23 protein-coding genes and 1 pseudogene are annotated in these 21,094 nt (G+C 64.5%); 10 read left to right on the top strand and 14 right to left on the bottom strand.

Translation table 11 applies throughout. From position 1 onward, the window contains the following. Position 1 precedes the first annotated feature (1 nt). A complete protein-coding gene (locus MAAFP003_RS26125; protein WP_096290498.1) occupies positions 2-547 on the top strand; it encodes a carboxymuconolactone decarboxylase family protein in 546 nt (181 codons plus the stop codon). A gap of 13 nt (positions 548-560) precedes the next feature. Here MAAFP003_RS26125 and MAAFP003_RS26120 read toward each other — a convergent pair whose 3' ends face one another. The 7 genes and pseudogenes from MAAFP003_RS26120 to MAAFP003_RS26085 form a co-directional block, all read right to left on the bottom strand. Continuing rightward, a complete protein-coding gene (locus MAAFP003_RS26120) occupies positions 561-971 on the bottom strand; it encodes an ArsI/CadI family heavy metal resistance metalloenzyme (protein WP_096290497.1) in 411 nt (136 codons plus the stop codon). 24 nt (positions 972-995) lie between these two features. Continuing rightward, a pseudogene (gene arsB, locus MAAFP003_RS26110) lies at positions 996-2,442 on the bottom strand (ACR3 family arsenite efflux transporter). 62 nt (positions 2,443-2,504) lie between these two features. Further along, positions 2,505-2,870, bottom strand: coding sequence for an ArsR/SmtB family transcription factor (locus MAAFP003_RS26105; protein ID WP_096290495.1), 366 nt, complete (start codon positions 2,868-2,870; stop codon positions 2,505-2,507). Positions 2,871-2,934: 64 nt separating this feature from the next. Next, a complete protein-coding gene (locus tag MAAFP003_RS26100; protein ID WP_096290494.1) occupies positions 2,935-3,543 on the bottom strand; it encodes a TetR/AcrR family transcriptional regulator in 609 nt (202 codons plus the stop codon). Continuing rightward, the gene (locus MAAFP003_RS26095) at positions 3,540-4,313 is read right to left on the bottom strand and encodes an SDR family NAD(P)-dependent oxidoreductase (protein ID WP_096290493.1); all 774 of its coding nucleotides are present in this window, start codon (positions 4,311-4,313) and stop codon (positions 3,540-3,542) included. Before MAAFP003_RS26095 ends, MAAFP003_RS26100 begins: the two co-directional genes overlap by 4 nt. Next, entirely contained in the window at positions 4,310-4,816 is a 507-nt protein-coding gene (locus tag MAAFP003_RS26090; protein ID WP_096290492.1) for a VOC family protein, read from the bottom strand. Before MAAFP003_RS26090 ends, MAAFP003_RS26095 begins: the two co-directional genes overlap by 4 nt. Continuing rightward, entirely contained in the window at positions 4,813-5,895 is a 1,083-nt protein-coding gene (locus tag MAAFP003_RS26085; RefSeq protein ID WP_096290491.1) for an NAD(P)H-dependent amine dehydrogenase family protein, read from the bottom strand. The genes MAAFP003_RS26090 and MAAFP003_RS26085 overlap by 4 nt, the downstream gene beginning before the upstream one ends. A gap of 106 nt (positions 5,896-6,001) precedes the next feature. Here MAAFP003_RS26085 and MAAFP003_RS26080 point away from each other — a divergent pair, with 106 nt between their 5' ends. The 5 genes from MAAFP003_RS26080 to MAAFP003_RS26060 all read left to right on the top strand — a co-directional run bounded on the left by MAAFP003_RS26080 (position 6,002) and on the right by MAAFP003_RS26060 (position 11,263). Next, entirely contained in the window at positions 6,002-6,865 is an 864-nt protein-coding gene (locus MAAFP003_RS26080; RefSeq protein WP_096290490.1) for an SDR family NAD(P)-dependent oxidoreductase, read from the top strand. Between the two features lie 108 nt (positions 6,866-6,973). Then, positions 6,974-7,357 (top strand): DUF1330 domain-containing protein, encoded by a 384-nt coding sequence (locus tag MAAFP003_RS26075; protein ID WP_096290489.1) that lies wholly within the window; start codon positions 6,974-6,976, stop codon positions 7,355-7,357. Between the two features lie 143 nt (positions 7,358-7,500). After that, entirely contained in the window at positions 7,501-9,303 is a 1,803-nt protein-coding gene (locus MAAFP003_RS26070) for an AMP-dependent synthetase/ligase (protein ID WP_096290488.1), read from the top strand. A gap of 113 nt (positions 9,304-9,416) precedes the next feature. Further along, entirely contained in the window at positions 9,417-10,772 is a 1,356-nt protein-coding gene (locus MAAFP003_RS26065; RefSeq protein ID WP_096290487.1) for a WS/DGAT/MGAT family O-acyltransferase, read from the top strand. A 5-nt stretch (positions 10,773-10,777) separates the two neighbouring features. Continuing rightward, entirely contained in the window at positions 10,778-11,263 is a 486-nt protein-coding gene (locus tag MAAFP003_RS26060) for an NUDIX hydrolase (RefSeq protein WP_096290486.1), read from the top strand. On the opposite strand, the gene MAAFP003_RS26055 is transcribed toward MAAFP003_RS26060, so the two are convergent. Continuing rightward, the gene (locus tag MAAFP003_RS26055) at positions 11,247-12,320 is read right to left on the bottom strand and encodes a DUF2330 domain-containing protein (RefSeq protein WP_096290485.1); all 1,074 of its coding nucleotides are present in this window, start codon (positions 12,318-12,320) and stop codon (positions 11,247-11,249) included. The genes MAAFP003_RS26060 and MAAFP003_RS26055 overlap by 17 nt on opposite strands. A gap of 80 nt (positions 12,321-12,400) precedes the next feature. Between MAAFP003_RS26055 and MAAFP003_RS26050 the strand changes: the two genes are divergently transcribed. Beyond that, positions 12,401-13,681 (top strand): cytochrome P450, encoded by a 1,281-nt coding sequence (locus tag MAAFP003_RS26050; protein ID WP_096291432.1) that lies wholly within the window; start codon positions 12,401-12,403, stop codon positions 13,679-13,681. A gap of 14 nt (positions 13,682-13,695) precedes the next feature. Here MAAFP003_RS26050 and MAAFP003_RS26045 read toward each other — a convergent pair whose 3' ends face one another. Both MAAFP003_RS26045 and MAAFP003_RS26040 read right to left on the bottom strand, forming a co-directional pair. Further along, entirely contained in the window at positions 13,696-14,028 is a 333-nt protein-coding gene (locus tag MAAFP003_RS26045) for a DUF732 domain-containing protein (RefSeq protein ID WP_096290484.1), read from the bottom strand. A gap of 125 nt (positions 14,029-14,153) precedes the next feature. Beyond that, positions 14,154-15,239, bottom strand: a complete 1,086-nt coding sequence (locus tag MAAFP003_RS26040; protein WP_096290483.1) for an ATP-dependent DNA ligase — start codon at positions 15,237-15,239, stop codon at positions 14,154-14,156. Between the two features lie 37 nt (positions 15,240-15,276). Here MAAFP003_RS26040 and ligD point away from each other — a divergent pair, with 37 nt between their 5' ends. Then, positions 15,277-16,317 carry a non-homologous end-joining DNA ligase gene (gene ligD / locus MAAFP003_RS26035; protein WP_096290482.1) on the top strand — a complete coding sequence of 347 codons (1,041 nt, stop codon included), beginning with the start codon at positions 15,277-15,279 and terminating at the stop codon, positions 16,315-16,317. Between the two features lie 286 nt (positions 16,318-16,603). Here the strand turns inward: ligD and MAAFP003_RS26030 are convergent, their stop codons facing one another. The 3 genes from MAAFP003_RS26030 to MAAFP003_RS29310 all read right to left on the bottom strand — a co-directional run bounded on the left by MAAFP003_RS26030 (position 16,604) and on the right by MAAFP003_RS29310 (position 17,978). Next, a complete protein-coding gene (locus MAAFP003_RS26030; RefSeq protein WP_096290481.1) occupies positions 16,604-16,816 on the bottom strand; it encodes a hypothetical protein in 213 nt (70 codons plus the stop codon). A 70-nt stretch (positions 16,817-16,886) separates the two neighbouring features. Continuing rightward, entirely contained in the window at positions 16,887-17,627 is a 741-nt protein-coding gene (locus MAAFP003_RS26025) for a rhomboid-like protein (RefSeq protein ID WP_423790957.1), read from the bottom strand. Between the two features lie 180 nt (positions 17,628-17,807). Continuing rightward, a complete protein-coding gene (locus MAAFP003_RS29310; RefSeq protein WP_165796493.1) occupies positions 17,808-17,978 on the bottom strand; it encodes a hypothetical protein in 171 nt (56 codons plus the stop codon). A gap of 240 nt (positions 17,979-18,218) precedes the next feature. Here MAAFP003_RS29310 and MAAFP003_RS26020 point away from each other — a divergent pair, with 240 nt between their 5' ends. Beyond that, positions 18,219-19,421 carry a cytochrome P450 gene (locus tag MAAFP003_RS26020; RefSeq protein ID WP_096290479.1) on the top strand — a complete coding sequence of 401 codons (1,203 nt, stop codon included), beginning with the start codon at positions 18,219-18,221 and terminating at the stop codon, positions 19,419-19,421. Between the two features lie 21 nt (positions 19,422-19,442). On the opposite strand, the gene MAAFP003_RS26015 is transcribed toward MAAFP003_RS26020, so the two are convergent. After that, positions 19,443-20,012, bottom strand: a complete 570-nt coding sequence (locus tag MAAFP003_RS26015) for a TetR/AcrR family transcriptional regulator (RefSeq protein WP_096291431.1) — start codon at positions 20,010-20,012, stop codon at positions 19,443-19,445. A 346-nt stretch (positions 20,013-20,358) separates the two neighbouring features. Here MAAFP003_RS26015 and MAAFP003_RS26005 point away from each other — a divergent pair, with 346 nt between their 5' ends. Further along, positions 20,359-21,069, top strand: a complete 711-nt coding sequence (locus tag MAAFP003_RS26005) for an SDR family NAD(P)-dependent oxidoreductase (protein WP_096290478.1) — start codon at positions 20,359-20,361, stop codon at positions 21,067-21,069. Positions 21,070-21,094 lie beyond the last annotated feature (25 nt).

Here is a 21,094-nt window from a genome sequence, read left to right as displayed (position 1 = left end):
CATGACCGACCGACACCCGCCGCGGCTAACCCCGCTGCCGGCCGACGAATGGGACGAGCGCAGCCGGCGCGCCATCGCGTCGCTGATCCCCGCCGAGCGGGCCCACCCCGAAGGCGCCGGCAATATCTTGTCGACGCTGGTGCGCCATCCCGATCTGACGCGGGCGTATCTGCCGTTCAACGCCTACCTGCTCAACGGCTCCACGCTGTCGCCACGGGTACGGGAGATCGCGCTGCTTCGGGCAGTGCACCGGCGCAACTGCCCCTACCTGTGGTCGCATCACCTCCCGATCGCGCGCCGGGCAGGGTTGAGCGCCGACGAGATCGACGCCATTCGTGACGGGCAACTCGCCGGCGACACCGACCGGTCGGTACTGGCCGCGGCGGACGATCTGGTCGATACCGGGACCATTTCTGCAGCCACCTGGGATCAGTTGGGCCGCCACTTCACCGACCCCGAACGCATGGACCTGGTGTTCACCATCGGGGGCTACTGCCTACTGGCCATGGCGGTCAACGCGTTTGGCATACAGGACGAGCAAGCGTGAGACGCGGTCGGCGCTAGGAGGCCGTGCAGCAGGCTTCGTCTGTCCCGGGACCGAAGGTATCCGAGTCGGCTAAGACGGTGTAGACCTCCCACCGCTCGCCGTCGGGGCCGGTGACCCAAACCTTGTCCTGGGCTGCGAAGCAGCAGGTGCTGTTGAGTTCCTCCTCGGTGAACAGGCCTTCGTTGGTAAGCCGGCCGATCTCGGCGTGCACCGTGTCGCTGTCGCCAACTTCAACGCCGAGGTGGTTGAGGGTACCGCCGTGGTCCGGGTTTTCAATCAGGACCAGCTTGAGCGGGGGCGAGGTGATGGCGAAATTGGCGTAGCCGGGTTTGACCTTGGCGGGCGCGGTGTCAAAAAGCTTGGAGTAAAAGGTAATTGCCTCGTCGAGATTGTCGACGTTGAGGGCTAGTTGCACTCGCGACATGGCGGTTCCTTTCTTCGGCTGCGGTTATGTGCTCGAGGTGGTGGGCAGGAGTTCGGCGATCAGCGCCCTGACGCGGCGGGCGATGTCATCGCGGATGGCGCGCACGGCTTCCAGGGTTTGGCCGGCGGGATCCGGCAGCTGCCAGTCGCGGTAGGAGACGCCGGGAAAGTACGGGCACCTGTCACCGCAGCCCATGGTGATCACGACGTCGCTGGACTGTACGGCCTCGCCGGTCAGAAGCCGAGGCGTCCGGCCGGCGAGGTCGATTCCGAGTTCGGACATCGCCGTGATCACCACGGGGTTCAGGCGATCGGCGGGTTCAGTTCCCGCCGAACGAACTTCGATACGGTCTCCGGCCAGATGCATCAGCAGCGCCGCGGCCATTTGGGAGCGGCCGGCATTGTGCACACACACGAATAGGACACTTGGATCGTCAGCCATCGCCCTCCCTCCTGTCCGCGTCTGACGTCTTACGAAAGAGCCGACCCCGAAGCGCCAGGGAGACGTAGACGAGCCCGACGAGGACGGGGACCTCGATCAAGGGTCCGACCACTCCGGCGAGAGCCTGCCCGGACGCGACGCCGTAGGTGCCAATCGCCACCGCGATCGCCAGTTCGAAGTTGTTGCCGGCAGCGGTGAACGCCAACGTGGTGGTCCGGGCATAACCGAGCCGCAGTGCCAATCCAAGGGCATATCCGCCAGCCCACATGATCGCGAAGTAGACCAGTAGCGGGATCGCGATTCGCGCGACATCCAAAGGCCGGGAGGTGATTTGGTGACCTTGCAACGCGAACAGGATGACGATGGTGAACAGCAGTCCGTACAAGGCCCACGGTCCGACACGGGGAAGGAACTGGGTCTCATACCAATGACGGCCCTTGGTTCGTTCGCCTAGCCAGCGGGACAGGTACCCGGCTAGCAGCGGAATGCCGAGAAAGACGAGCACGGATTTGGCGATATCCCAGGGGGAAACGTTGATACCGGTTTGCGGCAAGCCCAGCCAGCCGGGCAGCACCGAAAGATAGAACCAGCCCAGGACGGCGAACATCGCCACCTGGAAGAGTGAATTGAGCGCGACCAGAACGGCGGCGGCTTCGCGATCGCCGCACGCCAAGTCATTCCAAATGATCACCATCGCGATGCAGCGAGCCAGCCCGACGATGATCAGCCCGGTGCGGTACGCGGGCAGGTCGGCGAGCAGCAGCCATGCCAACGCGAACATCACTGCCGGGCCGATCAACCAGTTGAGTACCAGCGAGGACACCAGCAGTTTGCGGTCACTGGTGATCTCGCCGAGCTGGTTATAACGAACCTTGGCCAGTACCGGATACATCATGACCAGCAGACCGGCCGCAATCGGCAGCGAAACGCCGTCGACTTCGACGGTGCTCAGCGCCGATCCCAAACCGGGCACCGCCCGGCCGATCAGCAGACCGGCCGCCATGGCCACTCCGATCCACACCGGAAGCATCCGGTCCAGGAGCGAAAGCCGGGCGACGGTGTCCGCTGCGACCGCCTGTGTTCCCGGCCTCGTCACGGGTGGCACTCCACTCTCGCGTCGGCTACGCCGTCGACCTTCAATGCCGACGAAAGTTGCTGCAATGCGGTGGGAATCACCCAGTAGTACACCCAGGTGCCGCGTCGCTCGCAGTTGATCAGACCCGCTGAGCGCAACAATTTGAGGTGGTGAGAAATCGTCGGTTGGGAGACATCGAACGTTGCGGAGATTTCGCACACACAAGCCTCGCCGCCGGGATGGCTGGCGATCAGGCTCAGCAACCGCAGACGTACCGGGTCGCTCAGCGCTTTGAACATCGTCGCCAAGGTTGCGGCCTGCGAGTCGTCCAGCGGCGCCACCCCGAGACTCGCGCAACACGCCGCCGTAGTCTGATTCGACATACATCTATATAAACAGATATCGAATCAGACCGCCAGTGGTGTGTGAGGATGAATCTCCGACGACCTAGTTCGTGGAGCGTCTTCGCTTCCAGTAGCTGCTCTTGACCGCCTCGAGAGCCTCGATCACATAGCGGTCCAGCGGCTGTCGGTTGGCCGACCGCAGTACCCACTGCTGGAACGCGAAATCGGCAGCACCGAAGGCGAGCTGGATCAGCAGCCCGGGCCGCATATCGGCTTCGGGGTCGGTGCCCATGCGTTCGGCGACGAGTTTCATCGCCCGCTCCTTGTCGGCGGGAGTGTGGATCGTTGCCTTGTCGAGCAGGCCCGGAGCAACCAGCAAGGCGGCGCGCCACTCCTCGCAGTCGGACTGGTCGAACGACTGGGTCCGCGTGATGATGGCGTTGATCAGAGCAACGTCGGGCGCCTCGGTGGCGGGGCGCTTTTCGAGGTGATTGACGATCGCGGCGCCGCCGTGGCGGACCGGCGCCAGCAGCAACTCCTCCTTGGTCGGCACATGCCGGAAGAAGGTTCGTGGCGAAACGCCTGCGGCAGTTGCGATCTCCTCGGTGGTTACCGCGTCGTATCCGCGTTCGACAAACAGCCGGAACGCCGCGCGCCGGATATCGGCGCGGATCTGAGCCCGCTGGCGATCCCGCAGCGACTCGCCGGTCACCGGAAGCAGCCGATCCCACCGTCGACGTGAATGGTCTGACCGGTGATGAACGTGGCGTCACTGCCCAGCAGGAACGCCACCAGCGCTCCCACATCGGTGCGGACGTCGCCGATGCGCTTCATCGGAACACGCGCTACGGCCTTGTCATATTCCTTGGGCGCAAACGACTTCCAGAACTTGACGCCGTCGGATTCGGCGAACGGGCAGATGACGTTGACGCGGATGTTGTCGCGTCCCCATTCCAGCGCCGCGACCTTGGACAAGCCGCGGATGCCTTCCTTGGCGGTGGCGTAACCGCCCCACTTGGGTTCGCCGCCGGTTCCGGTGCCGGAGCCGAGGTTGACGATCGACCCGCCGCCGGCCTTGACCATCAACGGGTGCACGGCCTGCATCAGCAGGAAGGTCGCGCGGGGGCCGACGTCATGGCCGAGCGCGAAGTCCTCGAGGGTGATGTCGACGAATGCCTTGGGCTCGTTGGTGGCAATGGCATTGTTGACCAGCCCGTGCACGGTCCCGAATGCATCGACCGCGGCCGCGGTGATCCGCTGCGCGCTCTCTGGGTCGCGCAGGTCGGCGACGACGCTTGCGACCGGACCCAAGTCCTTGAGCTCGTTGGCCGTCGCGTCCAAGACGTCGGCCTGTATGTCGGCCAGCACCACCGATGCGCCGCGTTCCAGCAGCGCCGTCGCGGTGCCCTTGCCCACGCCTTGAGCCGCACCGGTAATGATGGCGACGTGGCCGCGCATCGAATCGGGATGGGTGTAGCTCATCTGGCGGGTCCCATCTGTAGCCGTACGCCGCGGTACATTTCGTAGGTGCTACGCACCCCGTCGGGCAGTTCGATGAATTCCACCGGTGTGCCGTCCGGGTCTTTCACGAAAAACATTCGGACTCCGCCGATCTCGAATGGCTCCTGATCGGGCGGGTAACCGGCGGCGATGACGCGTCGGTGGGTGTCGTCGAGATCGGTGACCGACAACGACACGTTGTGAATGCCGGTGATGCCCCGCCGAGCTACCCGATCGGTGGCCGGCCTGCTGCCCAGAGACAGCAGCTCGATCATCAACCCGCCCAGCAGGCCACCGACCACCCGGCCCTCTTGTTTGCGGTTGGCGTGCAGCACCGCGTCGAAAGGCTCGCCGGATATCAGGGATTCGAAGACGATCTCCATTCCGAGCACGCCCCGGTAGAACGCCAGCGCGCGGTCCATGTCGGTAACACCGACGACGAGGTGGCAGAACGACACGTCGTCGAGCACGCTTTCGCCGGTCACGATGGCTTCGCGAGATTGGGCGCCGGACGCCCGGCGAACAGCGGCAGATCCAGGTAGGTCTTGATACCCGGCTCTGCCAGGCAAACGTCCGGGATGGCGTTGATGCAATGGTTGGCGGTGACCACCACGCCCGGATTCTTGATCAGCCCCTCTTCGATCGTCTCCGGTTGCAGGCCTTTGAAAGTGAGTTTCACGTCCGGGTCGCCGGTGATCTCCACCTCGAATCGCTCGCCGATTCCTCCGAAATCCCATGCGGGATCCAGGTTTTCCTCACCCATCAGCCAGTTGACGGCAGCCGTGATGACGGGTTCGCCGTCGACCAGAGCCTGCCAGCGGAACCGGCGCGCGGCAACCGAGCCCTTGGTGATCGGGAATGGGGCGTAGTCGATTTCGGCTGTCGCCACCGCGACGTCTTGTATGGTCCTGATATTGGGGTCGATGCGGAATCCCATGTGATCGGCAATCATTCGCACCGACTGCTTGAATCCGGCCTCGAGCAGGCTGGCCATGGGTCCCCCCATGGCCTCTTCGGGAGTACCGCCGAAACCCATGATGTGGCGCACCACATCCGGTGCGTTGTAGGTGCGGATGTCGGAGAACTCCTCGGCGCGCACGTGGGTGACCGCGGAGGAGAGCGACGAGATCATCAGCGGGAACCGCTCCGTGATGCCGCCAGGGTGAATACCCGAACCATGCAGGGTCACACCGCTTTCCACTGCGGCATCGGCGACGGCTTGGTGACGCTTGTTGCCCGGATCCGGGTAGACCCAGCCAACCGGGGTGACCACGTTCTTGCCGGACCGCAGGATGGCGATGACCTCGTCGTCGTTAGGCACCAACGGGCTGTACATCACGCAGTCCGCGTCCATCGCCAGAATCTCGTCGATGCTCGACGTGGCGGTCACGCCAAGGTCCTGCGTTCCGATGATCCGGCCGACGTCGACTCCGTTCTTCTCTGCGCTGTGCACCCAACAGCCGGCGAGTTCGAGCTGCGGGTGGTTGAGCACGCACGCGATGGCGGCCTTGCCCACACCGCCCGTCGCCCATTGAATGACGCGAAGCTTGGCCGAACTACTCATCGGTGTCCTTTCGATTGCACGCCTTTACATGCCAACGACCGAAATGGCACAGTATGACCCGCTGACAGTCACTGTCAATCATGGCTTCGGGTAGGAAGGGCTGTTCATGAGCGTCCTCGAGGGCAAGATCGCAATCGTCACCGGAACCAGCCGGGGCGTGGGCGTCGGCATCGCACATGAACTGCTGCGTGCCGGCGCCACCGTCATCGGCTGTTCACGCGGGCCGTTGGACACCATCCCGGGCGTCGACGCCGACTCCGAATGGGCGCCACGGGCCTCGCAGCGCGTCTGCGATCAGGGCGACTGCGGCTCGATCGATTCCTTCGTCGAAGACGTGGTCGCCACTCACGGCCGGGTCGACATCCTGGTCAACAACGCCGGCGGCACCGTTCCCGCGCCACATGTGGAGAGCATTCCCGAACTCGTGCAACGGATTCAGGGCGCGCCGCCGAGCGACGACGAGTACGAACGCACTGCGCTCTTCCACGCGTTCGCCGTCCAGATGAACCTGATCAGCCCGCTCTGGTTCGCCATCCGGGCCTATCGGCAAATGGCGACCCAGGACGGCGTCGGATGCATCATCAATATCTCCAGCGGCGCCGGGCACCCGGCGGGCTCGCCGACCCTGGTCTCCTACGGGGCGGCCAAGAGTGGCCTCAACCACCTCACCCGATCACTGGCCGAGGAGTGGGGGCCGAAGGTGCGCGTCAACTGCGTGGCCCTGGGTCCCACGATGACCGAGAACTTCCGCTCGTTCGTGTTGCCCAAAGACGATCCGACCGGGGAGAAATACTTCGCCGCCGTTCCGATGCGCCGCGCCGGTGAGCCCGAAGAGGTCGGACGCGTCTGCGTTTTCCTGGCCGGCGGGCAGGCCGACTTCGTCAACGGCACCACGATCGAATGCGACGGCGGCATGATGCCCGGCGTGCTCTACGAGGCGGGTCTGAAGACCATCACCGATCTGCTCTAAGTAGTGACCGTGCTCGCGGGAAGGCCGTGGGCGCTTTCGCGCCGCAGCGGTGAGGGAGTCGAGGTACTTTCGTCTCGCATGTGATCGCACGACGGCAGGGAGATTCAGATGAGCGAGCTGCAACCCACCCCCGAGCAATTCGCGGCGCTCGCCGCGCGGCCGGCCGACGCGCCGGTGGTGATGATCAACCTCCTGAAGTTCAAGGCCGAGGGCGGCCTGGAGCGCTACGCCCAGTACGGGCGCGAGGTCACACCGCATCTCGAACGTGCCGGTGCCGTGGTCCGCTATATGGGCGGATCACCTGCGGCAGTGATCGGTGAGGGTGAAAAGCCTTGGTGGGATGCGATTCTCGTCGTTGAATACCCGTCGCCGCAGGCCTTCATCGACATGGTGACGAATCAGGACTATCTCAAGGTCCACGAACATCGCGCCGCCGCCCTGGACCGCGGAGACCTTATCGCCACCTCGGTGTGGTCGATCGGCGAAAGCTGAACCCTATGAGTCCATCGGCCCTCGAGGCCGGGACCTATGGCCACTGGAACCGCGCGGTCAGTGCGGTTAGCGTCGGGCCAGGAATAGCTACAGCCAGGAGGTGGGTCTCGTGGATACCCACTGTCTTCGAGAGTCGTCTGATCATGCGTGAATTCAGCGTTCCCGCGAACTTCAGCATCGACGAGCGTGACAGCATCGTCGCCAGTGTGTATGCGCATGAGCGGGACGACCCCGATCATGTGATCTTTCAGCGTCTGGTCAACGACGTGTGGCGGGATGTGACCTGCGCGCAAGCCGCTCAGCAGATCAGGGAAACCGCGCTCGGCCTGATCGCGGAGGGGGTGAACGCCGGAGACCGCGTGGCGATCTTGGCGGCCACCTGCTACGAGTGGGTGATTCTCGACTACGCGATCCTCTCGGTCGGAGCGGTCACCGTCCCCATCTACGACACCTCGTCGGCCGAGCAGGTCCGCTGGGTGCTGGAGGATTCGGGCGCGGTGTTGGTGATCACCCAAAGCGATGCTCACGGCCAATTGGTCAAGGAACTGAGCACCGAACTGCCCGCACTGCGCAAGATCCTGCACCTCGAGACGGGCGGGCTATCCGCGCTCGAGGAGCTGGCCACGTCCGGGAAATCGGTCGAAGCGGGCGAACTGACCAAGCGGCTGGCGGCACTGCGGGCCGCGGACCCCGCGACGCTGATCTATACCTCGGGTACAACGGGCCGGCCTAAGGGCTGCCAGTTGACGCATTCCAATCTGCTCTACGAGACACGTGGTGCGGCAATGTATTTCCCGACTTTGCTGTGCAAGGGCCAACGGCTGCTGGTGTTCTTGCCGCTGGCTCACGTATTGGCCCGCGCATTGTCGATGTCGGCCTTTGCCACCAAAGTCACCATCGGCTACACCGGCGACATCAAACACCTGATTCCGACCTTGGCCGCGTTCAAGCCCACTGTCGTCGTGTCAGTTCCGCGTGTCTTCGAAAAGGTCTACAACACAGCAGAATTGAAAGCCCACGACAGCGGGAGGCGGGGGATCTTCGAGGCGGCCGTGCGGGCGGCGATCGAGTGGAGCATGGCGCTGGATGCCGGTGGTCCGGGGCCGCTATTGCGAGCCAGGCACGCTCTGTTCGATCGGCTGGTCTACCACAAATTGCGCACTGCGCTGGGCGGCGACTGCCACGCGGCGGTTTCCGGTGGGGCCCCGCTGGGCAAGCGCTTGTGCCACTTCTACCGGGGCGCGGGCCTGACCATTTATGAGGGCTACGGCCTCACTGAGACCAGCGCCGCGATCACGGTGAACCTGATCGGCGAGGAGCGTCTTGGCACGGTGGGAAAGCTGTTGCCCGGCAACAGCATGGCGATCGCCAACGACGGCGAGGTGCTGGTGCGCGGCGGCGTCGTGTTCAGCGCGTACTGGCACAACGACAAGGCCACCCGAGAGGCGATCACCAACGGGTGGTTCCACACCGGCGATCTCGGCACGATGGACGACGACGGCTACTTGTCGATCATCGGCCGCAAAAAGGAAATCATCGTCACCGCGGGCGGCAAAAACGTTGCCCCGGCCGTCCTCGAAGATCAGCTGCGGGCACACCCGCTGATCAGTCAGGCGATGGTGGTCGGCGACAACAGGCCCTTCGTGGCCGCGCTCATCGCGATCGACCCTGAGGGCTTCGAGGTGTGGAAGCAGCACCACGGTAAGGGCGCGACCGACTCTGTCGCAGATCTGACCGACGACCCCGAATTGGTCAGCGAGATCGGCGGAGCGGTCGAACAAGCCAATCGTGCGGTGTCGCATGCCGAATCGATCCGCAAATTCCGGATCTTGCCGGTCGACTTCACCGTGCTCACCGGTGAACTGACTCCCACTCTGAAGGTGAAGAGAAACATCGTCAGGATGCGGTTCGCCAACGAGATCGAGGCGATGTACGCAAAGGCGTGACCGCCGGCGTCTGGTCAGCCGCCGGTGCGCCCAGGCGCAACGCGACGCTGTCCCGGCATGGTTGCGCAGGATTGCGCCTTCGCTTCCCACCTCGATCGCGGTCTAATTGGGTGATGGAACTGATGAACCCCGCCGACGGGATCTTTCTGCTGGGCGAATCCCGTGAACACCCCATGCACGTCGGTGGCCTGCAGCTGTACGAACCCCCGGGCGGCGCCGGTCCGGAGTTTGTGCGGGAGTTCTACGACAGCTTGGTGGTCCAGCGTGATTTCCAGCCCACCTTTCTCAAGCGTCCGGCGACCTTCTTGGGCGGCATCGCCAACCTCGGGTGGTCCTACGACAAGGACCTCGATATCGACTATCACGTCCGGCGCTCCGCGCTGCCCTCGCCTGGGCGGGTCCGCGATCTGCTCGAGCTGACCTCGCTGCTGCACAGCGCCCTGCTCGATCGCCACCGCCCGCTATGGGAGGCGTACGTGATCGAGGGACTCAAGGACGGCCGGTTCGCGATCTACACCAAGATGCATCACTCGCTGATCGACGGCGTCTCGGCGCTGAAGCTGATGCAACGCGCACTGTCCGCCGATCCCGAGGACACCGAGATCCGGGCACCCTGGAGCCTACCTAAATCCAAGCGCAAATCCGCGCCGACGTCGCGGTTGAGTGCGTTGATGCATGCGGCGGGATCCCTTGCCGCACTTGCCCCGTCGACGTTGTCATTGGCCCGTGCGGCGCTGTTCGAACAGCAACTCACGCTGCCGTTCGGCGCCCCGCGCACGATGCTCAACGTCAAGATCGGCGGCGCCCGCCGGTGTGCCGCGCAGTCATGGTCGGTGGACCGCATCAAGAACGTCAAAAACGCGGCGGGCGTCACGCTCAACGACGTCGTCCTGGCGATGTGTTCGGGTGCGTTGCGTTACTACCTCCTCGAGCGGGATGCACTGCCGGAAACGCCGCTCTTGTCGATGGTCCCGGTGAGCCTGCGCCGTGAGGACGAGGCCGATGCCGGCGGAAACCTGGTCGGCGCCATCCTGTGCAACCTGGCCACCGACATCGAGGATCCCGCCAACCGGCTGGAGACGATCAGCGAGTCGATGTACAAGAACAAGACGGTGTTCTCCCAGCTGCCGCGAGCACAGGCGTTGGCGCTTTCCGCGGTGAACATGAGCGCGCTGGCGATGTCGGTGGTTCCCGGATGGGTGAATTCGACGTCACCGCCGTTCAACATCATCATCTCCAACGTTCCGGGACCCCGTGAGCAGATGTACTACGGCGGCGCCCGCCTGGACGGCAGCTACCCGCTGTCGGCGATTCTCGACGGCCAGGCGTTGAACATCACGCTGGTGAGCAATGCCGACAAGCTCGACTTCGGGCTGGTCGGGTGCCGGCGTAGCGTCCCGCATTTGCAGCGGCTGCTCGCGCATCTGGAGGAGTCGCTGAAAGACCTGGAACGCGCCGTCGGAGTCTGAGCCCGTTGCCGAAATTCAGTGCGGGAGTGCTGCTGTACCGGGCCCGCGACGGTGTTGTGGAAGTCCTGATCGCACACCCGGGTGGTCCGTTTTGGGTTCGCAAAGACGACGCGGCGTGGTCGATTCCGAAAGGCGAGTATTGCGGCGGCGAGGATGCCTGGGCCGCCGCGCAGCGCGAGTTTTCCGAGGAGCTCGGCTTACCGGTCCCGGCCGGACCGCGCCTCGACCTCGGTGCGCTGAAGCAGCCCAGCGGCAAAGTGGTCACCGCCTTCGCCGTCCGGGGCGACCTGGACGTCCGGAGCACGCGTAGCAACACCTTCGAGTTGGAGTGGCCGAAGGGCTCGGGCAACGTGCGCGAGTTCCCCGAAGTCGATCGGGTCGGGTGGTTCCCGGTGGCGCAGGCGCGCGTCAAATTGCTTAAGGGACAACGACCTTATCTCGACTTGTTGATGGCGCAGCCGGAGCTGACGGGCCTCACCGAAGGGTGTTAGTCCGCTGCCTTCGCCGGCGGACGGCGAAGAAGACCACCGGCACCGCGATCGCGAGCACGACGAACACGAATACCACAAATACGATCAGCTCGACCGGGATGACCGTGTTGTGGTCGACGTAAATCACCTGCCGGTACGCGTCATCGCTGGCCGCGTTGGCGAAGGTGAAGTCCGACGAGATCTGTTCCGGCTTGGGGATACTGACCTGAAGCTTGGTCAGATAGCCGCCGTGGTCGGCGGACAATTCGCGCAGCAGCGGGTTACGTACCTCGGCCGCGACATTGCCCGCGAATTGGACTTGCACCGTCTGGCCGGCCGCATCGGCGTCGGTGCGCTGCTGACGATGATCGGACAGGGTGAAGACCGTGACTTGTTGGGGACCTGCTGCCGCGACCGACAATCGCATGGGATAGACCAGTTTCGTCGACGGGAAGGTCATCCGCACCGGGTTCAGGCCACCCACGATGGGGTCCGAACTGGTCAGCCGGATCGCGACGAACGACCATCCGTCACGCACATACGGACCCAGCGCGTCCGACACCGCCGGGCGAACGGCATAACCGTTGTCGTCCAACCACTTTTGCAATCCGCTCAGATCACCGCCGGCCAGCGTGGTGGCCTCCAGCGGCCCGAGCTGAACCTGGTTGACGACCGTCGGTCCGCGGGGGGCCGCTGCGGCGTCGAGTGGCGCGGGCGCGCTGGCACCCAGCCCGCCCAGGACCCAGTGCCGGCGCTGCTGTACTCGGGGGGCGGTGAGTGTGTCCAGCTCGGCGAAGGTCTCCTTGTCGCCCTCGGTGACGATCGCCGGGGTCGGCGTGGGCACCACCAGGGCGACGTTGTTCGTGTCGGCATTCAGGGCCAGCTGCATCACGATGGTTTCGCTGGATCCGTTCCAATGCAGCAGCGCGACTTCGTGGTTCATGGCGGCCTGGCCGCCGGTGGGAGGGACGATCGCGCCGCACGCGCAGGCATACCCCGGGGCAGCCATGGCCACATTGGCCAGGGTAGCCAGCAGAACCGCGACCAGACCCAACCCGCAAGTGCGGGGTATCTTCATGCCGCACATGCTAGTTGCTGACGAGCGCGCGGTCACCCACTTCTCAGGGCTACTTAAGGTGGGATATGCACAATGTGGCCATGACGACTGTGCCGATTCAGCCGCCCGCCGAACCCGACGACCAGGCCGAATCGCAGAAGTTGCTGTTCGCATTCCTCGATCCGGCTACTCGAGCCAACCCGTATCCGCTGTGCGCGGAGTTTCGCGGTCGCGGACCGATCCTGTTGCCCGACGCGCACCTCGCCGTCTTCTCGACCTACCGGGACTGTGACGACGCGCTGCGGCACCCGGCGTCAAGCAGCGACCGGATGAAGTCGACGCGCGCTCAAGAGCAGGTCGAAGCGCAGATCCGGGAGCTCACCGCGGCGGGTGCGCCACCACCCGCGCAACCCCCGCCGGGATTTCTGTTCCTCGATCCTCCCGACCACACGCGCCTGCGCAGGCTGGTCAGCAAGGCGTTCGCGCCGAAGGTGGTCAATGCGCTGCGGCCCGACATCAGCGTCCTGGTGGGCGGATTGCTCGACGCGATCGCGGAGAAGGGCTGCTTCGACGTCATCGACAATTTCGCGTACCCGCTGCCGGTCGCGGTCATCTGCCGACTGCTCGGCGTACCGCTGGAAGACGAGCCGAAATTCAGCCACGCCTCGGGACTGCTTGCGCAAGCACTGGATCCGTTCGTCACGTTCACCGGTTCGGCCTCCGATGGTTTGCAGGAACGCCTCGACGCCGGAGCGTGGCTGCGGGAGTACCTGCACGGCCTGATCGACCGGCGTCGTTCGCGGCCCGGCGAGGACCTGATGTCGGGTCTGGTCGCGGTGGAGGAGTCCGGTGATCAGCTCACGGAGGAGGAGATCGTCTCGACTTGCCTGCTGCTGCTGGTCGCGGGTCACGAGACCACGGTCAACCTGATCGGCAACGCCGTCTTGGCCATGCTGCGAGAGCCGGCGCACTGGACGGCGTTGGGCGCCGACGCGAACCGTGTCTCGGCGGTGATCGAGGAGACCCTGCGCTACGACCCGCCCGTGCAAATGGTTGGCCGAATTGCGCTCGAGGACATGAAGATCGGGCAAGTCGAGGTGCCTGCGGGTGATGTGATGATGTTGCTGCTGGCCGCGGCACACCGCGACCCCGCCGAATTCGATCGGCCCGATACGTTCGATCCCGATCGGGGAACGTTGCGGCACTTGGGCTTCGGTCGCGGCCTGCACTACTGTCTGGGCGCACCGCTGGCGCGAATGGAAGCCGGCATCGCCCTGTCGGAGGTGGCTGCGCGTTTCCCGACCGCGCGACTGGACAGCGAACCGCAGTACAAGGCGAACGTCACGCTGCGGGGGTTATCCGAGCTGACCGTCGCGGTGTGAGTTCGTCGGCCGGGTTAGCTGCTCGGCAGTCCCATTCTGGGGGCGTACTGCGGGCAGAAGTTTGCGACCGATGCGGCGATGAACAGCGCGGACTGATTGCGGTCGAGCCCGGAGTGCTGATTGAGGTATTGGTAGGCAGCCTCTTGGTAGTCGAGCATCGCGCAGACTTCCTGGGCGTCCTCAATCAGCGCGCCATCCGTTGCGTTGGTCCCGATCCCGGCCGCGCGCACCTGTTGGAGGAAATCGGCCGTCGTTGCATGTGCGATCGGCGGTGCGCTCCCGATTAGCGCGATGGCCGCCAGGATTCCTATGGCCATGGGCTTCTTCACGGCCGCAGCAGCGTTCATTCGTTCCCTTCCTTCGAAGTTTGCACACTAAGGATCCGCTTCCGCCGCCAGTCCTGCAACGGAACTTTTTGCGAACGCTCACTCAACTCCGCCGGATTCGCTGGAACCAATCAGCCGGTGCTCTTTCAGCCCAGGCCGGGCACGATGTCGCCCAGGCTGAAAGTGACTGGCTGTTCGAGTTGTTCGTAGGTACACGAGCGGGGATCGCGATCGGTACGCCACCGGCTGAACTGGGCGGTGTGACGGAACCGCCGGCCTTCCATGTGGTCGTAGCGGACCTCGACTACCCGCTCGGGTCGCAGCGGGACGAACGACAGATCCTTACCGGCGTTCCACCGCGACGTTTCGTTCTTGCGCGGGGTGCGCTCGCCGGCCTCGTGCGCGGCCCAGTTCCACGGGTGGTCATCGAAACTGGTTATCAGCGGCTGTAATTCGGTAAAGAGGCGCCGTCGTTCGGCCATCGGAAACGCGCCGATGACGCCAACCGACGCCAGCGCTCCATCGTCTTGATAGAGCCCGAGCAGCAGCGACCCGATCGCTTGAACTTCTGGGCCGCCGGACTTGTGCACCCGATAGCCGGCGACCACACAGTCGGCGGTCCGCTCGTGCTTGATCTTGAACATGACGCGCTTGTCCGGCTGGTATGTGATGGTCAGTGGCTTGGCGATGACGCCGTCGAGACCGGCTCCCTCGAACTCGTCGAACCAGCGCTGCGCCGTCTCGAGATCGGTGGTCGCCGGCGTGACGTGGAACGCCGCGGCCGATCCGGCCGCGGAAACAGGCACCGCGTCGACCAGGGCGGCGCGCCGGTCGCTGAACGTGCGCCGGGTGAAATCCTCGTCGCCGAGGGCCAGCAGATCGAATGCGATGAATGCCGCCGGGGTCTGCTCGGCCAGCATCCGCACCCGCGAGTCCGCCGGGTGAATGCGCTGTTGCAGTGCCTCGAAGTCCAGGCCGTGGTCGGTGGCGATGACGATCTCCCCATCGATCACGCAGCGCCGTGGCAGCTCGGCCTGGGCCGCGGCGATCAGCTCGGGGAAGTAGCGGGTCATCGGGCGCTCGTTGCGGCTACCCAGCTCGACCTGATCGCCGTCCCGGAAGCAGATGGATCGGAAGCCGTCCCATTTGGGCTCGTAGGAGGCTTCCGGGGGTATCGCTTTGACCGACTTGGCCAGCATCGGCGAAACCGGCGGCATGACGGGCAAGTCCATTGGTCCATTCTGACGCGGGGCGTGCTGGAATCGAGAGATGGCTGCGGCATCCGAAGAGCTCGACGTCGACGGCGTATCGGTTCGTCTATCCAGCCCGGACAAGGTGTACTTCCCGAAGCTCGGGTCGAACGGCACCAAGCGGCGGCTCGTCGAGTACTACCGTGCCGTGGCAGGCGGCCCGATGCTGGACGCGCTGCGCAACCGGCCGACGCATCTGCAGCGCTTTCCGGACGGCATCGACGGCGAGGAGATCTATCAGAAGCGGATACCGCAGCATCATCCCGAGTACTTGGAGACCTGCCGGATCACTTTTCCGTCGGGGCGGACCGCCGATGCGCTGATGGTGACGCATCCCGCCGCGATCGTGTGGGCGGCGCAGATGGGCACGATCACGCTACATCCCTGGCAGGTGCGGTGCCCCGACACCGAGCATCCCGACGAGCTGCGCATCGATCTTGATCCCCAGCCCGGTGTCGGTTTCGAGCAGGCGCGCTCGGTCGCGGTAGACGTGTTGCGTCCGTTGCTCGACGAGCTTGGCCTCGTCGGCTATCCCAAGACGTCCGGGGGCCGCGGGATCCACGTTTTTATCCGGATCGCCACCGACTGGGATTTCATCGCCGTGCGCCGAGCCGGCATCGCACTGGCGCGTGAAGTCGAACGCCGCGCCCCGGACGCGGTGACAACGTCCTGGTGGAAGGAGGAACGCGGCCAGCGCATCTTCATCGACTTCAACCAAAACGCCCGCGACCGCACGATGGCCTCGCCCTATTCGGTGCGACCGACGCCGATCGCGACCGTGTCGATGCCGTTGAGCTGGGGCGAGTTGGCCGACGCGGAGCCGGACGATTACACGATGGCGACCGTGCCGGACCTGATGCAGGACCGCGACGACCCATGGGCCGGCATGGACGAGGACGCTCAATCGCTGGCCCCGTTATTGGACATGGTCGAGGCGGACGAGGAGCGGGGAATCGGTGATATGCCCTATCCGCCGAATTATCCCAAAATGCCCGGTGAGCCCAAACGTGTGCAGCCGAGTCGGGATACGGATCTGACCAGGAAAAACAGGCCGAATTGAATGACAGTTTTTGCTGGTCGCACTTCTGGAGGGCGATCAATTTCTGCATTCAGCAGCCCCGTTCGGGGCATATTCTGGCATTCTGACAGGTAGATCATCGCGTTTCGCCGCGGAGGGGAATTACTGCGAGCGGGCCGACAACGGCTGGGGGCCTGAAGGACGGAGTGGCCATGCCTGGCCTGAGGAGCAAGCTCATTGTCGCGGCGATTCTCGCGGCCGCCGCCACCGCGACTGCCGGATGCACAACGCCGGTCACGATCGACTGCAGTCCCTACACCTGCTCTGCCTAATTCCTGACGGGCGAGGCACCGGTCGGCAGGAACAGCATCGTCAGCGGGAACTTCAGCGCTGCGCCGCCGCCGGAGATCGTGCAGTAGACGATTTCCATTTCCAGCGGCAATCGCCCGATCGGCCGGGTCTGCATATCCAGGTGCGGCTCGAGGTGATGGGGAGTGGCCAGCCAGTTGAGGCCGCGCTGGATCGACTCGACTAAGCTCATGTTTTGACTGTACGCCTGCGGTTAAAGATATTGTCGCACAGGAATTTTCGAGCCTTTGCCAGCCAGTCGACTAGGGCTGTGCCGGCTGCGGCACAAAACTCGGCTGGCCCGCCAACGCGCGCGGTGCGCCGTCGCGGGACCGCAACATCCAGGTGGCGACGAATGCGATCAGGGCGCCCGCGACACCGGCGGTTGGTGCCGGCCCGGCCGGTCCACAGAGCACCATGTAGCCGAACGCGGAGCCGACCACGAGCAACGCCGAGTGCACAAAAGTCCAGCTGGTGATGGAGCGCAGTCGGAAGGACACCGCGATACCCAACAACAACGCAACAACGTGACCAACCGCGGTGAAATCTGCGCTCAAGGCCGCCGCGATGGCGTTGCCCATCCACCACCCGACCCACACCGGCCGCCAGCGCGACGGTATCGATGCCGTGAGCGCCCCCAGAACGGACACGGCGCCGTAGCTCATCCCCACATCGGTGGCGCGTGCCAAGGACATCGGCAGCCAGCCTGCGGTCAGCGCTGTGGTGAGCCAGACGGCTACCACGAGCGTGGCACCGATATGGCCGACTGCGAATGCGATGACCAAACCCTTACTGCGCCAGATCAGTTCGCCCAGCGCCAGCAGACACACCAGGCCCGGTAGCCAAAACAGCACGTGGCCGCCGTCGCTGACGAACGCGCTGCCGACCAACGTGACGATTTGGCCGTGCGCCAGATTGTGCAAATTGGTGCTCATCTCCCGCACCGCGACGTCGTGCACATGCGGACCGAGCGCCGTCAGCAGGAATGACACCCCGAGCAGCATGGTGGCGTACACGATGGTGGCCGGCAACCACGCCACCACGGACAGCACCCGCGAGCTCCACGCTGTCCGGCGGTTCTCAATGCGAAGCACGGCGGTTGTACCTTCGTGAGTCCGGTCGACTATTGGCGGCCAATGGTCACCGTTTGGGTCAACAGCCATGTCCGACATGCCTATTCCCCCTCACAGTGTTGACAACCATTCTGACGGAACCGGGGCGGTGCGGCCGGTGAGACCAATCACAGTCGCGGGCCAGCAGGTCAGCGATGATTTCTCGGTCGACGGCCCGATGGCGCGATCGAGGCGCGGGCTCGATCCGTGCCGGAGCGACGGATGCAGCTCGAACAGCGTCATGCTTCTAAATTTGAGGTCTGCCGCACTGGGGTGCCACGTTCTTAACGGATTCTTCACACCGGGGTGCTCAATCTTCATGGTTGTGGCAACGATTGCGCCGGAAGACAGCCACGCCGACAGCACTTCGCCGAATCCTTGACGCCGTCGTCCCGCGGCTGTTAGACATGGCCTGCGTGACCCATTTGGGCGATCGCTCAAACGCGACCCGGTGGAGGTCGCCGTGGGTAAGGGAAAGCATCGATGACTGTCGCGGAGGACACCGAGGTCTACTACGACCCCTATGACGTCGCCATCAACTCCGACCCATACCCGACGTACGCGCGGCTGCGCGAAGAGGCTCCGCTCTACTACAACGAGCAATACGACTTCTGGTCGTTGTCAAGGCATTCGGATGTCGAGCACGGGTTGGCCAATTGGCAGACGTTCTCGAACCGTCGCAGCGACATTCTCGAGCTGGTGCAATCGAAGTTCGATATGCCCCGCGGCGTGATGATGTTTCAAGACCCACCCGAACACACGAGGCTGCGCGGACTGATGTCGCGGGTGTTCACGCCGCGCCGGATGGCCGAAATCGAGGACCAGATCCGGCGCTATTGCGTGCGCTGCCTGGACCCGCTCGTCGGGTCGTCGGGATTCGACATCATTGCCGAGCTCGCGTCGATGATGCCCATGCGAGTGATCGGCATGCTGTTGGGAATTCCTGAATCCGAGCAGGTTTCGGTTCGCGACGCCAACGACGCCAACCTGCGCACCAAGCCGGGGGCGCCGCTGAAGGTCGCCAACGCCGATTCCATCGCCGATGGCCGCATCTACGCCGACTATGTCGAATGGCGGTCGAAGAACCCGTCCGACGACCTGATGACCACGCTGCTCAACGTCGAATTCGACGACGAAGACGGGGTGCATCGAAAACTGACTCGCAAGGAGGTCCTGCACTACACCCAGGTGGTGGCCGGTGCGGGCAACGAGACCACGGGACGACTGATCGGATGGCTGGCCAAAGTGCTCGCCGAAAACCCGGAACAGCGCCGGGAAATCCACCAGGACCGCTCACTGCTGAACCGCACTGTCGATGAGACACTGCGCTTCGAACCCACCGGGCCGCACGTAGCTCGCTGGATGGCAGAGGATTTCGAGTGTTACGGGAGGACCGTGCCGGCGGGCAGCGCGATGTTGCTGCTGTTCGGCTCCGCTAACCGTGACCCCCGCCGTTACACCGACCCGGACACCTTCAACATCCATCGCGACAACATCTCGCACATCACCTTCGGAAAAGGTGTGCACTACTGCCTGGGGGCGAACCTGGCCCGGCTGGAGGGCCGTGTCGCGCTCGACGAGATTCTCAACCGCTGGCCGGAATGGGATATCGACTACGACACAGCACAACTCGCCTCGACCTCGACCGTGCGCGGCTGGGAGAGACTGCGGGTCGTGCTGCCGTAGCCCGACAGTCGCGGGAGCGACTCAGTCCGGCATGTCACGATCCCGGCGGGTTTTCGGCTCCGGCATCTCGAATCGGTCCAGCAGTCGGTTCACCAGTGCGATGGCCGCGTCGTGGCCCCCGGAGGTACCCAGCCCTTCTTCCAGGATCAGGGTGCGGCCGATTGAGGCGATGAAGACCGCGATGGCCGCCGGCGGGAACTCGTCGGTGTCGATGTCGTGCCGGCGAATGATGAAGTTCAGCGCGGTGATCTGTTGCTCGCGCCACCGCTCCGACCATGCCGCGATCTCCGCGCGAATCTCCTTGCGGTGGTTGGCAAGTCCCATGAACTCCAGCAGTAGTCGGGTGTCCTTGGGCGCGATCAGCGTTTCCCAGAAGGCGTGCAGCGGGCGATCGGATGACAATGCCGTCTGCTGCCGCTCCAGGTAGACGGCGGCGCCGCTGCGGAAGACGGCCAGATACAGCTCGTCCATCGTGGGGAAGTAGTAGTGCACCAAGGCCGGTTTGACGCCGGCCTTGGCGGCCACCCGACGCGACGTCGCCGCGGCGTAACCCTCCTCGACCATGATCTGACTCGTCGCGGCCACCAGCATGTCGCGCGTCGTGGAGTCGCGCGGCTTCGGTCGCTCGGATGCAGTCACAGTCCGGTCATATCACACAGCAGGTTCGGCGACCATGTCGAAGAATGCGGCACTGGAGCTCGGGTACCCCGCTGCGCGGGGCCTGGGCCGAGACAGTGATCGGCGAGGAAAAGCGTTGAATATCCCAAATATTCGGCTTTGTGCACGGTGTCGCACCAATCGGGCCCGCCCGCGGTGTTGGTCGCGTGCACCCCGAAGCGAAAGGGAGGCCGGTTCATCGGCTTGACCGTAATCGATACCGGGTGATAGGCATGTGAAGCTGACCGTTGAGCGATCGCTCAGGAAAGGTGGATGACGCTTGAGCGCGAAGACAGCGGTTGTGACCGGCGGTGCCTCGGGGATTGGCCGGGCCTGCGCCGAAAGGTTGCGCAAAGACGGATTTCGAGTGGCGGTCATCGATCTCTCTCCCACCGACGACGGGTTCGGCCACGTCGCCGACGTCACCGACCGGACGCAGGTCGACGCCGCGATGTCGGCCATCCGCGACGCGCTCGGCCCGATCCAGGTGCTGGTCAACGCCGCCGGGGTGGAGGGTTTCAAGAAGTTCTTGAGCATGTCGTTCGAGGAATGGTCCAAGGTGATCGACGTCAACCTCAACGGCGTGTTCAACACCGTCCAGTCCGCACTGCCCGACATGGTCGAGACGGGCTGGGGACGCATCATCAACATCTCGTCGTCCAGCACGCATTCCGGTCAACCGTTCATGGCCCACTACGTGGCGGCGAAGTCCGCGGTCAACGGGCTGACCAAGTCGCTGGCTCTCGAGTACGGGCCGAGCGGGATCACCGTCAACGCGGTGCCACCGGGATTCGTGGACACCCCAATGCTGCGCAGCGCCGAGAGTCGGCATCTACTCGGCGGAACCGTGGAGGACCACATCGCCCGCACCCCGGTTCGACGAGTAGGCAGACCCGAAGATATCGCCGCCGCGTGCGCCTTCTTCGCTTCCGAGGAAGCCGGCTACATCACCGGACAGATCCTCGGCGTCAATGGCGGTCGCAATACCTGACGGGCCAGATCCCAAGACATTCAAG

It is taken from the genome of Mycobacterium ahvazicum (assembly GCF_900176255.2).
Taxonomy (GTDB): domain Bacteria; phylum Actinomycetota; class Actinomycetes; order Mycobacteriales; family Mycobacteriaceae; genus Mycobacterium; species Mycobacterium ahvazicum.
This window is presented reverse-complemented; position numbering and strand designations above follow the sequence as displayed.

Coding starts and splice junctions, on each gene's coding strand:
- MAAFP003_RS29310 (WP_165796493.1), bottom strand. CDS start 17,978: ATGACGCTGTTCGAGCTGCATCCGTCGCTCCGGCACGGATCGAGCCCG.
- MAAFP003_RS26080 (WP_096290490.1), top strand. CDS start 6,002: ATGAGCGTCCTCGAGGGCAAGATCGCAATCGTCACCGGAACCAGCCGG.
- MAAFP003_RS26085 (WP_096290491.1), bottom strand. CDS start 5,895: ATGAGTAGTTCGGCCAAGCTTCGCGTCATTCAATGGGCGACGGGCGGT.
- MAAFP003_RS26020 (WP_096290479.1), top strand. CDS start 18,219: ATGACTGTCGCGGAGGACACCGAGGTCTACTACGACCCCTATGACGTC.
- MAAFP003_RS26030 (WP_096290481.1), bottom strand. CDS start 16,816: ATGAGCTTAGTCGAGTCGATCCAGCGCGGCCTCAACTGGCTGGCCACT.
- MAAFP003_RS26095 (WP_096290493.1), bottom strand. CDS start 4,313: ATGAGCTACACCCATCCCGATTCGATGCGCGGCCACGTCGCCATCATT.
- MAAFP003_RS26050 (WP_096291432.1), top strand. CDS start 12,401: ATGACGACTGTGCCGATTCAGCCGCCCGCCGAACCCGACGACCAGGCC.
- MAAFP003_RS26105 (WP_096290495.1), bottom strand. CDS start 2,870: ATGTCGAATCAGACTACGGCGGCGTGTTGCGCGAGTCTCGGGGTGGCG.
- MAAFP003_RS26025 (WP_423790957.1), bottom strand. CDS start 17,627: ATGCTGCTCGGGGTGTCATTCCTGCTGACGGCGCTCGGTCCGCATGTG.
- MAAFP003_RS26045 (WP_096290484.1), bottom strand. CDS start 14,028: ATGAACGCTGCTGCGGCCGTGAAGAAGCCCATGGCCATAGGAATCCTG.
- MAAFP003_RS26055 (WP_096290485.1), bottom strand. CDS start 12,320: ATGAAGATACCCCGCACTTGCGGGTTGGGTCTGGTCGCGGTTCTGCTG.
- MAAFP003_RS26040 (WP_096290483.1), bottom strand. CDS start 15,239: ATGGACTTGCCCGTCATGCCGCCGGTTTCGCCGATGCTGGCCAAGTCG.
- ligD (WP_096290482.1), top strand. CDS start 15,277: ATGGCTGCGGCATCCGAAGAGCTCGACGTCGACGGCGTATCGGTTCGT.
- MAAFP003_RS26125 (WP_096290498.1), top strand. CDS start 2: ATGACCGACCGACACCCGCCGCGGCTAACCCCGCTGCCGGCCGACGAA.
- MAAFP003_RS26065 (WP_096290487.1), top strand. CDS start 9,417: ATGGAACTGATGAACCCCGCCGACGGGATCTTTCTGCTGGGCGAATCC.
- MAAFP003_RS26070 (WP_096290488.1), top strand. CDS start 7,501: ATGCGTGAATTCAGCGTTCCCGCGAACTTCAGCATCGACGAGCGTGAC.
- MAAFP003_RS26015 (WP_096291431.1), bottom strand. CDS start 20,012: ATGCTGGTGGCCGCGACGAGTCAGATCATGGTCGAGGAGGGTTACGCC.
- MAAFP003_RS26120 (WP_096290497.1), bottom strand. CDS start 971: ATGTCGCGAGTGCAACTAGCCCTCAACGTCGACAATCTCGACGAGGCA.
- MAAFP003_RS26075 (WP_096290489.1), top strand. CDS start 6,974: ATGAGCGAGCTGCAACCCACCCCCGAGCAATTCGCGGCGCTCGCCGCG.